This is a genomic window from Pigmentiphaga kullae (assembly GCF_004216695.1).
In the GTDB taxonomy this organism is placed as follows: domain Bacteria; phylum Pseudomonadota; class Gammaproteobacteria; order Burkholderiales; family Burkholderiaceae_B; genus Pigmentiphaga; species Pigmentiphaga kullae.
On sequence record NZ_SGXC01000002.1, the window covers coordinates 1561915 to 1576043 of the forward strand.

Below are 14129 nucleotides of genomic sequence, written 5' to 3' on the forward strand. Positions count from 1 at the left end.
GTCAGTGGCTCCGCCGGCGGAACCAGCTGCGCAGCAGCGCCGGATCCCAGATGCCCTTGGGCAGGAACAGCACGATCAGGACCAGGATCACGCCGTTGATGACGAGGCGGAAATCGTTGAACGCGCGCAGCGTCTCGGGCAGCAGCGTCAGGATCACGGCGCCGGCCACCGGCCCGGCCAGGCTGCCTATGCCGCCCAGGATGGTCATGGTCAGGATCTCGACGCCCCGGTCGAAACCATATTCGTTGGGGCCGATGAAGAAGGTCAGGTGGGCATTGAGCGCGCCCGCGAGGCCCGCCAGCAGCGCGCCCAGGACGAAGGCCAGCATCTTGGTGTTGTTGACGTCGATGCCCATCAGCCCGGCGGCGGTCTCGTCCTCCTTGATGGCCTCGAACGCGCGGCCGACCTTCGAGCGCAGCAGCCGGAACAGGACCGCCAGCGCCAGCGCCACGGCCAGCGCGATGTGCCACCACTGCGTCAGTTGCGGGATGCCGTTCAGGCCCAGCGCGCCGCCCGTCCACGATTCCGTGTTCAGGATCACGACCCGGACCACCTCGCCGAAACCCAGCGTGGCCATGGCCAGATAGACCCCGGACAGGCGCAGCGTGGGCTTGCCGATGACGAAGGCCACCAGCATGGGCGCGGCCATGCCGCCCAGCAGCGCCACGGGGAAGGACATCTCGAAGTTCATCGTCAGGATGGACGCGGTATAGGCGCCTATCCCCATGAAGGCGGCATTGGCCATGGCCAGCATGCCGCAGGAAAGCGTCAGGTAGATCGACAGCGCCAGCAAGGCGTTGGTGCCCAGGGTCAGCACCAGGTTGCTGTAGATCGACCAGAAGTTATCGAACCATTCCATTTCTTGTCTGCGTCCTTATGCCTTGCGTTCCAGCACCTTGCCGAACAGGCCCTGCGGCCGGACGAGCAGGATCAGGAACAGGAGGCCGAAGGCCACCGCGTCGCGCATGGTCGAACCGATGTAGGCCACCGACAGCACTTCCGCGAAGCCCAGGAACAGGCCGCCTATCATGGCGCCGCGGATGTCGCCCATGCCACCCAGGATGATGACGGCGATGCCCTTGTGCAGCATGGGCTGGCCCATCAGCGGGAACACCGCGTTGGAATAGAGGCCGATCAGCACGCCGGCCACGCCGCCCAGGGCGGCCGCGGCGAAGGAGGTCAGCATGAACAGCCCCTCGACGTTGATGCCCAGCAGCGAGGCCGCCTTGGGCGACTCGGCGATGGCGCGCAGCCCCCTGCCCAGCTGGGTGCGCTTCATGACGACCATCAGCGCGGCCATCAGCGCGAACGACAGGAAGATGATGACCAACTCGATCACGGTCATGTGCAGCCCGGCGATCTCGATGGCATCGTCGGGCACCAGGCCCGCCGGGAAGCGCATGTTGGCGGCGCCGTAGATGCCCTGCATGCCGCTGTTGAGCGCGATGGCCACGCCTATGGTGGCGATCATGGGTATCAGGTGGGGCGCGTTGCGCTTGCGCAGGCGCTTCAGGACGAGCACGTCGATCAGGATGCCGACGATGCCGCTGCCCGCCGCCGCCGCGGCCAGGCCGGCCCACAGGGGCAGATCGAACTGGGTGATCAGTTGCAGCGCCACGTAGGCGCCCACCATGAACACCGCGCCGTGCGAAAGATTGATGACGCCCAGCACGCCGAATACCAGCGTGAAACCGAGCGCGAACAGAGCGTAAACGCACCCCAGCGATAGTGCGTTGACGAGTTGCTGTTGAAACATGCCCCCCCCTACGCGCTTCGCGCGCCCCCCAGGGGGCGGCGCTGGAGGACCGGCGGAGCCGGATCCTCGGCGCCCTGGATCGGGCGGCCTACTTTTTGCCAGGGCCGGATACAGGAGCGAAGCAGCAAGATTACCAATGGAAAATGGGCACGAGCCCTACTTTGCTATTACAAAGGGCGCGGGAGTCCCGCGCCCTTTCGGATCGCCGGCGCAAGGCCGGCGGGTTCCGCGGGTGCCGCTTATTTCTCGATGACGTAGCGGCCGCCGCGGGTGACCATCACGATGGGGGTCTGGACCGCATCGTAGCCGCCGGGCTTGCCGGCGGCGCCCTTGGCCTGGCGGAACTGGAAGGCTCCGGTCGCGCCGGTGATCTTCACCGCGGGCAGCGCCGCCTGGAGGGCGTCGCGGTCGGCCTGCAGCTTGCCCGAGAGTTTCACCTTCTTCAGGGCTTCGGCCACGATGTGCATCGCGTCGTAGGCCTGGGCGGCGAACTGGTCGGGGGCCACATTGTACTTCGCCTTGTAGGCGGCGATGAACTTGGTGTTCTCGGGGGTGCCGTTCTCGATGGACCAGGGGCTGCCGACCCACAGGCCGTCGGCCCGCTCCTTGGCCAGGTCGAACACCTTGACCGAGTTCATGCCGTTGCCGCCGATGAAGGGCACGTTCAGGCCCAGCTGGCGCGCCTGCACCATGATGGGACCGCCTTCGGCGATCAGCGCCGACAGCACCACGGCGTCGGGGTTGGTGGCCTTGATCTTGGTCAGCTGGGCCTTGAAGTCGACGTCGCCCTTGGCGAAGGTCTCGGTCGTGGTGACCGGGATCTTCAGGTCTTCCAGGGCCTTCTTGAAGTTGTCGTAGCCGCTCTTGGTGAAGACGTCGTCGTTGCCGTAGAACACCGCGACCTTCTTGATGCCGTTGTGCTTGGCGGCGACGCGGATGGTCTCGGGCAGCACGTCGGCCTCGGTGACCGAGTTGCGGAAGACGTAGTTGCCGATGGAGGTGATGCCGTCCGCGGTGTTGGAGGTGCCGAACACCGGGGTCTTGGCGGCCTGCGCGATCGGGTCGGCGGCCTGGGCCGAGTTGGACAGCGTCGGGCCGAAGATCAGCACGACCTTGTCCTGGAACACCAGTTTCTTAAAGACGTTGATGGCCTCTTCCTTCTTGCCCTGTTCGTCTTCGATGACCAGCTTGATGGTGTTGCCGTTGACGCCGCCGGCGGCGTTGAGTTCGTCGGCGGCCAATTGGAAGCCGTTGCGGATGGCGGCGCCGTACTGGCCGGCACCGCCGGACAGGGCGGCCGCCAGGCCGATCTTGACTTCGGCGGCCTGGGCGAACGCAGCGGCGCCGAGGGCGGCCGCTGCCACCAGCGATTGACTGAGAATGCGGTTCATTTGAGTGTCCCTTTAGGTGTCGCGTTTGTGCGTGGACTCCTGCGGCGCGGGCCGGCGCGAGCCCCATGCGCGGGCGACTTGGGGCGATATTCTACCGTTTCGAGCCATACCAGACGAGTCGAAAGGGTTTCCCCTAGCGGGGAAAGCCGCTTCGACTATGCTTGGAGGCATTGCCCACGCAACCCATTTTTCCGTCATGAACCTACCGCACACGCCGTCCCCGGACATCGCTCCCGAATGGCACCTGGCCGACATCGTCGAGCAGCTGCGCACCTCGCGCGAGATCGAGCACAAGATCCGCTACCTGGACCGGGTGCGCGAGCTGCCCTCGCGCGAGGCCCTGGTCACCGTGCTGGACGGCCTGTCGGCCGCGCTCTTCCCCACGCATTACGGCCGCTGCAAGCTGACCGACGACAGCATCGACTATTTCGTCGGCAACACGCTGAACGCCACGCTCAATCTGCTCTGTGAACAGGTTCGCCGCGCGCTGTACTTCTCGGAAGCGCCGGACACCCACGACAAGCAGAACCTGCAGGGCAAGGCGGTCGAGCTCACCCGCCGCTTCGCCGCGCAGCTGCCGGCCATCCGCGCCGTCCTGGTCAGCGATCTGCACGCGGCCTACCAGGGCGACCCGGCGGCCACCAGCATTTCCGAAATCCTGCTGTCCTATCCCGGCATCAAGGCCATCATCCACTACCGGCTGGCCCATGCCATCCACAAGCTGGGCGCCCCCTTCCTGGCGCGGCTGATCTCGGACATCGCCCACTCGGCCACCGGTATCGACATCCACCCGGCCGCGCAGATCGGCGCCAGCTTCTTCATCGACCACGGCACGGGCGTGGTGATCGGCGAAACCACGATCATCGGCGAACGCGTCCGCCTGTACCAGGCCGTCACGCTGGGCGCCAAGCGCTTTCCCGCCGATCCCGACGGCAAGCTGACCAAGGGCATCGCCCGCCACCCCATCGTGGAGGACGACGTGGTCATCTACGCCGGCGCGACCATCCTGGGCCGCATCACCATCGGCCGGGGCTCGACGGTCGGCGGCAACGTCTGGCTGACCCAGAGCGTGCCCGCCGGCACCAACGTCAACCAGGCCAAGAACCAGGAAGACTGACGCTGCCGGGCGGCGGACCCTTACGGCTGCTTGCCGCGAGGGCCCAGCCAGCCCAGGTCGGCATCCTGCAGGCCGACCAGCAGCGCGCGGCCGTCCTCGCCCACGCGCAGCGCGCCGTAGCGGGCGCGCTCGTAGTCCGCGGCGTGCCCTTCCTGGAAGAAATAGGCGTCGGTAACGATCCTGACCCGCCCGTCCCGCACGGTATAGGCCAACCGGCTTTCGCGCTCGGCCAGCGGCGTGCCGTCGTCCAGCCTGGCCAGTCCGGCGCGGCTGGAACCGGCCTCGCGCCGGACCACGAGGCTTCCCGAGGCGGGCAGTCCCTGGCCCAGGCGCTGGCGCAGTTCGCGCGCCACGGCCCAGTCCAGCGCCATGTAGTCGCCTTGCATCAGCGACCGGGGGTCGACCGGCGCCAGTTCCAGCGACACCAGCGTCCCCCGGGCCAGCAGCGATTCGTTGCGCCAGATCGAGGCATTGACCAGGCCCAGCACCAGGACCAGCCCGGCGGCGATCAGCCAGCGGACCATGCGTTCACTCATGGCCGGCCTCGGGCGCGCCCAGCCGGACGATGCCGCGCCAGGCCAGGAGCAGCACGCCCCCCAGCGCCAGCAGCACGGCTGCCTTGCGCGGCAGGGACCAGGCCTGCGCGTAGTAGAACCACCCCATGCTCCACAGCGCCACCAGCAGCCCGCCCACCCAGAGCGGGGTACGGGCACGGGCATGGCCCAGCAGCGCGGTCATCAGGCCGAAGGCCGCGCCCGGGACCCAGGCCCCGACCAGCACCAGAACGCACGCGGTGCCGGCGGCCCAGCCGCGGACGGCCGGGCGCGCGCGGGCCGACAGGCGCCAGGCGACCCAGGCCAGCGGCAGCGCCGCCAGCAGATACGCCGCCCAGGCCAGGCCACGCCAGGCGGGCGGCACCGACAGGTCCATGCCGGGCAGCAGCGCGCCGGCCAGGCCCAGCCCCCATAGCGCCAGCGTCGCGCCCCAGGCCAGCGGTGCCTGGCTCTGTCCCAGGCGATGCGCCCACCGGGTCTCTTCCAGCCAGGCCGCCGCGCAGGTCCAGGCCGCGATGGCCGGCACGGGACTGGGCCAGCCCAGCTCGCGCAAACACCCCTCGCCCGCCAGCAGCAAGGCCAGGACGCCGAAACAGCGGGCGATCGCATTCGGCATGACGACCGCCAGGACCAGCCCCAGTCCCGCTGCCGCCAGGAAAGTCCCCCATACGGACAACCAGGCCGCGCCCGCGACAGCGACGGCACCGTAGCCCGCCAGGCAAAGACTGAGCGCGAACTGCTCGCGCAGTTCGGGCGGCTGGCCGTGCAGCAGCATGCGCGCGACGATCAGCAACAGCGCGCCCACCACCACCAGGCTGTGCGAATCGAAGGGATCCGGCATGACCAATCCCGCGAACACCAGCAGCAGCAGGCCGCCCAGCCAGCCGCATACGCCCAGCATCAGGCGCACATGCCAGGGCGTCGCGGCTTCGTCCGGCATCGCGGGCGGGACGTCGCCTTCGGCCAGCCCCTGCCGGCGCAACGCGTCCCAGACCTGCGGCAGGCCGTTCATGCGGATTCTCCCGCCCACCGGGCCTGCAGGCGCCGCAGCCAGACGGCGGCGCCCGCCGAAGCCGCGATCAGGAAGCCGCCGATGACGAGCAGCGAGAGCTCCCCCGGATCGCCTTCAGCCAGCAGGCGCGCGAGCCCCGCCGTCGCCACCGCGATCGCCGCCAGGCAGCACAGGGTCAGCATGGGCAGGTCCCGGCGCCATTGGTAGAACAGGAAACCGCCGGCCAGGACCAGCACCATCGCGGCCAACGTGGTCCAGGCCAGGATGCCTCCGCCGCGCGCCTGGTCCAGGATGGCGCCGACCAGCGCGCTGACGATGATGGCTAGCGCCAGCACGCCGGCCAGCCGGGGCAGGAAACGCAGCCGGCCACCGTCGGCAAGCCGGCCGCCCAGCCCTTCGGCCGCCGCGACGGCGGCCAGGTCCAGCCAGAACAGCCAGGGATGCGGCCATCCGCCGTCCAGCGCAGCCAGCAGGAAAGGAGAGAAGCGCCCCACGTAGAGCTGGACGGCCAGGTTGGCCAGCACCAGCAGCAGCGCCCACGCCGCGGCCGACCGCGAGGCGGCCACCCAGGGCAGGATGAGGAATCCCCATGCCAGGAACAACTGGTAGCTGTCGGCCCCCGTCTGATAGTGCTGGCCGAGATAGGCCAGCAGCGCGCCGCAAAGGATCATCGCGAACAGCAGCGCCACCCGGCCCGCCGGGCGCGCCGTACCCAGGCGCCAGGCCACCGCGGCGGACGCCGCCAGCAAGGCCTGCAACAGGGCGAACTTGGCGATGGGCGGCCATTCCTGCCAATTGAAGGCCACCAGGAAAATGATGCCGGCGGCGCAAGCCAGCGCGCCGCCATAGGCGCATACGTATTCGAGGAAGCGCCGCCAGGCCGGCCCGTCGGGCAGCACCGCCGCCAACCGCAGCCCTTCTTCGGCCGCCTGGGCCGACAACACCTTTCTCCGTGCCAGTTCGATCAACTGGCGATGCACGATGCTGCGGCCGCCGTTCAAGGCGCTTCGCGAGCCGCCGTACGGGCATGGCCGAAGAATCGGCCCAATTCCCGCGCCAGCTCGTTCAGGGCGGCCATTTCCTCGGGCAGGATCTTGCGAGCCAGCTGTGCGCTGTTCCAGTCGCCGTAGATCAGCGCCACGGTGTCCTTGTCGGCGCGCACGGGCAGCAGCACGAAGGCGTGCGAATCGGGCACGGCCTCGCGGAACCAGCGCGGGATGTGGACGCTGAACTTGGGATCGCAGGCGTTCTCGATGAAGATTCCCACTGAATTGGTGATGGCCAGGTGGAAGACGTCTACCGAGAATATCTCATTGAAGCGCAATTGGGGGAGCAGTTGTTCGATGCCGCGGCCGAATCCCAGCCGCGCCTCGAAGGTATGGCGACGGGGATCCCGCACGAAAACGATGGTGCGCGAGAACTGCATGCCGGCCAGCATGGCCTCGGACGCCATGGCCAGCACCGGCCCCAGGTGGTGCTCGGACGGCAGCGAGCGCAGGTCGCGCATGCCCTCGCGCAGCGTGCGCTCGGCGTTGTGCGAGCCGCCCTGGGTCGATTCGGCGTGCAGGTCGTCGATTTCCTGGATGAAGCGCTGGCTGGCCCGCTCGCGGGTCAGTTCCTCCATGATCTCGTACAGCGGCTCGGGCTCGACCGCCAGCGCGCGCGCATAGCGCTGCACCGTCTCGCGCATCCGGCGCTCGCGCAGCTCGACGTCGCCACCGGCGATGGTCATGCTGCGCGACATCTGCACCGAGAAGCTGGCCACCGCGCACAGCCATGGGTCGTGGTCCAGCACGATGTCCTGGTCGGCCGGCAGGCCGGCCAGGTCGAAGGGCTCCATGCCGCGCCGGATCACCGCCGGCAGCCCCCAGCGCTCGGCGGCGTCCTCGGCCAGTTCCTCGAAGCTGATGCCCAGCACCTCGGCCGACACCTCATCCTCGGTGCGGCGGTATTCCAGGGCATGTTCGCGGATCTGGGTCCACTCGCTCTCGAGATAGAAGATGCACAGCAGCTTGCCGAGCTGGCGCATCAGCGTGCAGACCACGGCCTCCTCGCTGGTCAGCAGCTCGCGCACCTCGCACACCCGGCGCGCCACGCAGCCGGCCAGCATCGCCCGGTTCAGCTCCAGCTTGGCGTCCAGCCGCTGCAGTTGCAGGTGCGACTGCTGGAAATGGTCGACCAGCTTGAGCCCCAGCACCAGGTGTCCCACGGCCTCGATGCCCAGCACGACCAGCGCGCGGGACACCGTGGTGATGTTGCCGCCGAAGGCCATGTACATGGCCGAGTTGGCCAGGCGGATGACGCGCTGCGTCAGCGTGAAGTCCGACAGCACGATCTGGGCCAGCGCCGTGATGTCGTGGTCGTCCCCCTTCATGGCCGAGATGGTGGCGCGCAGGGAGTCGGACAGCAGCGGAAAGTCGCCGCGCTCGTTGATGCGCGACCATAGCTTGCGGGTCAACGCATGGCGTTGTTGGATGTCCGGCATGAAAAATCCGTGTTCCGGCGTCAACTCGCCAGCGGCCGCAGCTCGCCGGTTTCGAACTTGTGCGCCAGTTCGTTGATGGGCAGGGCCTTGCAGACCAGCCAGCCCTGGATCAATTCGCAGCCGCTGGCCACCAGCAGGTCGCGCTGGGCCTGGGTTTCGACGCCCTCGGCCACCAGGTCCAGGCCCAGCGTGCCGGCCAGGCCCACGATGGCATCGACGATGGCCTGGTCGTTGCGCGAGGAAGGCAGGTTGCTGATGAAACGCCGGTCGATCTTCAGCGCGGCCAGCGGAAAGCTCTGCAGGTAGGCCAGGCTGGAATAGCCGGTGCCGAAGTCGTCCACGGCGAAGCGCACGCCAAGATCGGTCAATTCCTCGAGCAGGGTCTTGGCGTGGGCCGGATCCTCCATCAGCACGCTTTCGGTGATTTCGAGCACGATGCGCCGGGGCGCCAGCCCCGTCAGCTTGAAGGCCTCGCGCACCGCCGCCGGGAAACGCTTGTCGCGGAACTGCTGGGCCGAGACGTTGACGCTGGCGTATTGCAGGTGGATGCCGCGCGCGTCCCACTGCATGAGCTGCATGCAGGCGTTCTTCAGGGCCCAGCCGCCCAGGAAGTTGATCAGGCCGGCCGACTCGGCCAGCGAGATGAATATTTCCGGCGAGACGGCGCCCAGGACCGGATGATGCCAGCGCATCAGGGCCTCGATCCCCGTCACCTCGCCGTTGCGCGCCTCGACGATGGGCTGGTAGTGCAGCGAGAACTCGCCGTTGCGGATGCCGCTGTGCAGGTCGGATTCCAGCCTGAGAGTGTCGGGCCGGTTGCCGGCCGCGCGCCGTTCATAGAAGGCGAAGCTGTACCCGCGATTGCGGCCCGCCTGGGCCAGCGCCTCGTCCACGTGGTGGAGCAGCTGGTCGCAGCCGTTGGCCCGGTCGGGAAACAGCACGGCGCCGATGCGCACCGACAGTTGCAGCGTCTGCCCCTCGTGCGAATACGGGAGCTGGATCGCGTCGGAGACGCGGCGGGCGAATTCCTCGACGTAGTCGCGGTCGGGCACGTTGCGCAGCAGGATCAGGAAGGCGTCGCTGTAGCAGCGCGCCACGAATTCCCGGGCGTGGCAGGCGCTCTTGAGCCGCAGCGCCGTCTCGTGCAGGATGCGGTCGCCGGCCTCGTAGCCGAAGGCCTGGTTGACGCGGTGGAACTCGTCGATGTCGATCTGCAGCAGGGCCACGCGGTAGCCCTTGTCCAGCGCTTCCTGCTTGGCCCGCTCGATCTCGTGGCGCGCCGACGCCAGGTTGTCGAGCCCGGTCAGCACGTCGTGGTACATGGCGTAGGTCAGGCACTGCTCGTTGTCGGCCCAGGCCGACACGTCATGGCCGACCACCAGCAACTGCCCCGGCCCGGTCGCGTCGGGCGCGACGCGCAGCTCGACCAGCCGGGGATAGGTCAGCGTCTTGATCAGGTGCAGCGTGCACTTCTGCACCTCGCCCGTCTGCTGCGCCTGCCGCAGGCAGGCTTCCAGCAGGGGCGCGTCCTCCTGCGGGACCAGGTCGCGCAGCGTGACGATGCGCAGGTACTCGCGGTGATAGCCGATGAACGCGAGCCCCGGCTCGGAGATGTACAGGAACCGGCCCTGCTGGTCGATGCGCGCGAAGAAATCGATGGCGCTCTCGAAAGAGGCCACCGGATCGGCGCAAACGCGGTCTAAGGTATCAAGTCGCATGGAGGGACGGGCTCAAGGGAGACCCGGAACCACGCCTGGACAGCTGGACGATAGTGGGGCCTGTCTCCGGTCAACGTACTTGCAACGGTATTAACGGCGGGCCCGCAGCCAAGTTGAGATGCGCTTCGCCGCGGAAAAGACGCCGAATCAGGCCTCTCTTCCGGCGCCAACCGCCCGTGACAGGGCCTTGACAAGATCGGTTTGCGTGATGATACCGGCCAGCGTGCGTTCCTCGTCGATGACGGGAATGTGGTGATGGCCGCCGTCGGCGAACAGCGGGATCAGCTCGATCACGTAGCGGCTCGCGCTGACCACCCGGACATGGCGGGTCATGATCTGCGCAATGACCCGGGGGCGCCCGCCGCCGCCCGGCGCCAGGCCGATCAGCGCGCGCAGCCGTCCGCCCCATCCTTCGGGCTGGTCCATCTCCAGCTGCCGCATGAAATCGGCCACCGTCACGATGCCCACCACGCCGCGGGCCTGGTCGATCACCGGCAGCGCCTTGATCCGATGCTGGCGCATCAGGGCCCAGGCCTCCTTGAGCGGCATGTTCTGCGTGGCGCTGAGCGGCTCGCGCGTCATGATGTCGCGGCAGCGCAGTTCGCCCAGGCTGCGCCGGTAGGCGGCCATTTCCGCATGATGCAGCAGGTTCTCCAGGTCGTCGGGGCTGACGTCCAGCACCTGGTTGTAGTGCGCCAGCGCGGCATCCAGGTCGGCCGCGGTGAAGCGGGACCGGGGGCCGGGCACGGGCTTGGCCTGCGCGTGGGGATAGCGGCGTCCGGTCAGGCTGTTGTAGGCCAGGCCGGCCATGATCAGCAGCACCGAATTGGCCAGCACCGGGAACAGCGCGTAGCGGTAGTCCGCGGCCTGGGCCAGCACAGCGGTCAGGGCGGCGGCGCCGCCCGGCGGATGCAGGCAGCGCAGCGACAGCATCACCACGATGGCGCCCCCCACCGCCAGGGCGGCCGCCGGCACCGGATCGCCGATCAGGTTGACGCAAATGATGCCCACCAGCGCCGACAGCGTGTTTCCGCCGATGACCGACCAGGGCTGGGCCAGCGGGCTGGCCGGCAGGGCGAACACCAGCACCGCGCTCGCGCCCAGCGGCGCGACCATCCACGCGGCGCTCCCCAGGCTGCCGGCCATCGTCCGGCTCGCCCAGGCGGCCAGCAGGACGCCGGCCAGGGCGCCCAGCACGATGCGCAGGCGCTCCCGTCCGTTGATGCGCATGCGGCCCGGCCGGAAGGAAGCCAGCCAGGAACGCAGCGTGGCAAGGGAGAAACCGGGAAGCGACGCGCAAACCCGGGAGGCAGCGGAACGATCGGACATTGGAACGACGGCGACAACGGCACGGCAGACGGAGACCAGCCGGGCATAGTACCGGATTGCCGGGCGTCACCGCCGCCGGATAACCCCTCTGGCACCACGGGCATGAGCATATATCGTCATTTAACGATATAAGATTCGCGATTCATCGATATATTTCGCCTCCCCGCCTAGCCAGGATTCTCTATGACCACGCTGTACGACCCCATCACCGTCGGCGACCTGCAGCTCGCCAACCGCATCGTCATGGCCCCGCTGACCCGCAACCGGTCGCCGCGCGCCGTACCCCTGCCCGTCACGGCCACCTATTACAGCCAGCGCGCCAGCGCCGGCCTGCTGATCACGGAAGCCACGGCCATCAGCCACCAGGGCCAGGGCTATGCCGACGTGCCCGGCCTGTATTCGGAAGAACAACTGGCCGGCTGGCGGCGCGTGACCGACGCGGTCCACGCCGCGGGCGGCAAGATCGTCGTCCAGCTCTGGCACGTGGGCCGGATCTCGCATACCTCGCTGCAGCCCGGCGGCGGCGCGCCGGTGGCACCCTCGGCCATCCGGGCCAACGCCAAGACCTACCTGATCGGGCCGGACGGAGGCGGCTTCGCCCCGACTTCCGAACCTCGCGCGCTGCGGCTCGACGAGCTGCCCGGCATCGTCGCCGACTACCGGCGCGCCGCCCGCGCCGCCATCGAAGCCGGCTTCGACGGCGTCGAACTGCACGCCGCCAACGGCTACCTGATCGACCAGTTCCTGCGTTCGGGCAGCAACCATCGCGACGACGCCTATGGCGGCTCGATCGAGAACCGGGCGCGCCTGCTGACGCAAGTGCTGGACGCCATCACCGACGAAATCGGGGCCGGCCGCACGGGCATCCGCATCTCGCCCGTCACGCCCGCCAACGACGCCTCGGATCCGGAGCCCCAGCCCCTGTTCGACTACGTGGTGCGCAAGCTGGCCGGCTACGGGCTGGCCTACGTCCACGTCATCGAGGGCGCGACGGGCGGCGCCCGCGACTACCGCCAGGGCGACGCGCCGTTCGACTACGCCGCGCTGAAAGCGGCCTACGCCCAGGCCGGCGGCCGGGGCGCGTGGATGACCAACAACGGCTACGACCGCGCGGCCGCCGAGCAGGCGGTCGCCAGCGGGGCCGCGGATCTCGTGGCTTTCGGCAAGCTGTTCATCGCCAATCCGGACCTCGTGCGGCGCCTGCGCGAACAGGCGCCGCTCAATGCGCCGGACAACGCCACGTTCTACGGCGGCACGGAAAAAGGGTACATCGACTACCCGGCACTGGCCTGATCGACCCGGACAGGTAAACCAGGGGGGGCAAGCTCTGGGCTGCCCCCCCCTGCACGGCCGCGCTAGCAGCGGCCTTTCTTGGCCTGCCCCGGCGGGCAGAAGCGCGGCCCGGGATAGTAGCCGCCCCGGTACGCCGGCTGATACTCGTAGTAATACCCCGGCGAATCGTAGTAGTACCCCGGCGCCGGCGCCACGACGGCGCCTCCGGGGGTGTACACCGCGCATCCGCCCAGCACGGTCGCGGCGGCGATGGCGGTCAGGATGGATTTCATGATTGCTCCTTGCGTACGGATCAGAACGCGAAGTCCCGCGTTGCCGGTCCCGTACCAATGTCGACGGACGAGGACTTCACCGCGCCCGTCGACGTAGTGGCCTCTATCGCGTAGCGCCCCGCCGCGGTCGCGTCCGGGACCAGGGGAATGGGCAGCGTGGTCTGGTAGGTGCCGACCACCGGTGCGGCGGCGGGCAGGTTCATGCCATAGGCACCGGTCGTCATGCTGGCGAACGTGGAAGCCACTTCGAACTTCGCCCCGCCCGTCGTCTGCAAGGCGCGCAGCGACGCTTCGGCGCTCAACGGCGTCACGGTTCCCGACACGGTGTTGAAGGCCGACGGCGGCGGAGCGATGGGCGCCGTCGCCGTGGAGACCGTCGTGCTGGCTCCGGCCACCACCGGCACCGAACGGATGATGCCCACGCCGCGCGCGGCCGATGCCGGCGGCACCACCACGACGTCGACGTTGCCGGTCGTGCTGCTCTGCTCGATGGGAGACAGCGTGAACGCGCCTTCGCTGGTGGCCACGGTGCCCTTGACGACCTCGCCGCCGCGCTCGGCATAGACACGCGACCCGGCCGGGGCATAGCCGACCACCTTGCCGCTCACCACGATGGGGATCGCGGTCACCACGGGCTTCAGATTGAAGCCGCCGTTGCCGCGCGCGACGATGGACTTGCAGGCATCGAAGTCCAGCACCAGATCGGTCAGCGTATCCGGGGCGACGGTGAACGGCCGGATGATCTTGTAGCCGCTTTGCGAGGCGCTGGGCGTGGTCAGCGCGATCTCGTCCCCGCCGCCGCCGGTCTGCACCACGGCATTCGCATAGGGCTTGCCGGCATTGGCCTGCAATACCAGGCGGATCTGCTGATAGTCGCCTGCCGGCAGCGCCGACTTGCCCAAGGTGGCCATGGCGCCGTTGGTCAGCGACAGGAGATCGATGCGCCGGGCGGGCGTCACCGGAATATCGACCCAGCCCGACCCGCTGTCGTCGACGTTCGGATTGCCGTTCACACGGATCTTACTGACGGTTACATAGACATGATCGAAGCCACAGGCGGGCGCATCGGTCATCGAGACTTGCAGCGTGCCCTGGGCGGGAGCGGACGAACCGTCGCCTCCCCCGCATGCCGCCAATCCCAGTGCTCCCGCACACCCCAGAGCCAGCATGCCATACGGAATTCTGTTGTTCGCCACGACGAC

Annotated in this window: 13 protein-coding genes; 2 read left to right on the forward strand and 11 right to left on the reverse strand. The window is 68.6% G+C overall.

Annotated elements, in window-relative coordinates; genetic code table 11:
• Position 1: 1 nt before the first annotated feature.
• The 3 genes from EV675_RS21705 to EV675_RS21715 all read right to left on the reverse strand — a co-directional run bounded on the left by EV675_RS21705 (position 2) and on the right by EV675_RS21715 (position 3147).
• Positions 2–859 carry a branched-chain amino acid ABC transporter permease gene (locus tag EV675_RS21705; RefSeq protein WP_130359684.1) on the reverse strand — a complete coding sequence of 286 codons (858 nt, stop codon included), beginning with the start codon at positions 857–859 and terminating at the stop codon, positions 2–4.
• A 15-nt stretch (positions 860–874) separates the two neighbouring features.
• Complete coding sequence (locus tag EV675_RS21710; protein WP_130359686.1) at positions 875–1756, reverse strand: branched-chain amino acid ABC transporter permease; 882 nt, start codon at positions 1754–1756, stop codon at positions 875–877.
• Between the two features lie 239 nt (positions 1757–1995).
• Entirely contained in the window at positions 1996–3147 is a 1152-nt protein-coding gene (locus EV675_RS21715) for an ABC transporter substrate-binding protein (RefSeq protein ID WP_130359688.1), read from the reverse strand.
• A 196-nt stretch (positions 3148–3343) separates the two neighbouring features.
• Here EV675_RS21715 and epsC point away from each other — a divergent pair, with 196 nt between their 5' ends.
• Positions 3344–4264 (forward strand): serine O-acetyltransferase EpsC, encoded by a 921-nt coding sequence (gene epsC, locus EV675_RS21720; RefSeq protein ID WP_130359690.1) that lies wholly within the window; start codon positions 3344–3346, stop codon positions 4262–4264.
• A gap of 20 nt (positions 4265–4284) precedes the next feature.
• Here the strand turns inward: epsC and EV675_RS21725 are convergent, their stop codons facing one another.
• From EV675_RS21725 to EV675_RS21750, 6 genes are all read right to left on the reverse strand, one after another.
• Positions 4285–4800: a GDYXXLXY domain-containing protein gene (locus EV675_RS21725; protein WP_165404700.1), complete on the reverse strand. Its 516-nt coding sequence runs from the start codon at positions 4798–4800 to the stop codon at positions 4285–4287.
• Positions 4793–5830, reverse strand: a complete 1038-nt coding sequence (locus EV675_RS21730; RefSeq protein WP_130359692.1) for a DUF4401 domain-containing protein — start codon at positions 5828–5830, stop codon at positions 4793–4795. Before EV675_RS21730 ends, EV675_RS21725 begins: the two co-directional genes overlap by 8 nt.
• On the reverse strand, positions 5827–6831 hold the full coding sequence (locus EV675_RS21735) for a DUF2157 domain-containing protein (RefSeq protein WP_165404701.1): 1005 nt from the start codon (positions 6829–6831) through the stop codon (positions 5827–5829). The genes EV675_RS21730 and EV675_RS21735 overlap by 4 nt, the downstream gene beginning before the upstream one ends.
• Complete coding sequence (locus EV675_RS21740; protein WP_130359696.1) at positions 6828–8315, reverse strand: HDOD domain-containing protein; 1488 nt, start codon at positions 8313–8315, stop codon at positions 6828–6830. Before EV675_RS21740 ends, EV675_RS21735 begins: the two co-directional genes overlap by 4 nt.
• A 20-nt stretch (positions 8316–8335) precedes the next feature.
• On the reverse strand, positions 8336–9994 hold the full coding sequence (locus EV675_RS21745) for a putative bifunctional diguanylate cyclase/phosphodiesterase (RefSeq protein ID WP_165404702.1): 1659 nt from the start codon (positions 9992–9994) through the stop codon (positions 8336–8338).
• Between the two features lie 186 nt (positions 9995–10180).
• Complete coding sequence (locus EV675_RS21750) at positions 10181–11263, reverse strand: HPP family protein (protein ID WP_242621534.1); 1083 nt, start codon at positions 11261–11263, stop codon at positions 10181–10183.
• Positions 11264–11545: 282 nt separating this feature from the next.
• Here EV675_RS21750 and EV675_RS21755 point away from each other — a divergent pair, with 282 nt between their 5' ends.
• Positions 11546–12655, forward strand: coding sequence for an alkene reductase (locus EV675_RS21755; RefSeq protein ID WP_130359702.1), 1110 nt, complete (start codon positions 11546–11548; stop codon positions 12653–12655).
• Between the two features lie 62 nt (positions 12656–12717).
• Here EV675_RS21755 and EV675_RS21760 read toward each other — a convergent pair whose 3' ends face one another.
• Entirely contained in the window at positions 12718–12927 is a 210-nt protein-coding gene (locus EV675_RS21760) for a hypothetical protein (protein ID WP_130359704.1), read from the reverse strand.
• Between the two features lie 20 nt (positions 12928–12947).
• The gene (locus EV675_RS21765; RefSeq protein WP_130360302.1) at positions 12948–14096 is read right to left on the reverse strand and encodes a DUF4382 domain-containing protein; all 1149 of its coding nucleotides are present in this window, start codon (positions 14094–14096) and stop codon (positions 12948–12950) included.
• Positions 14097–14129: the final 33 nt, after the last annotated feature.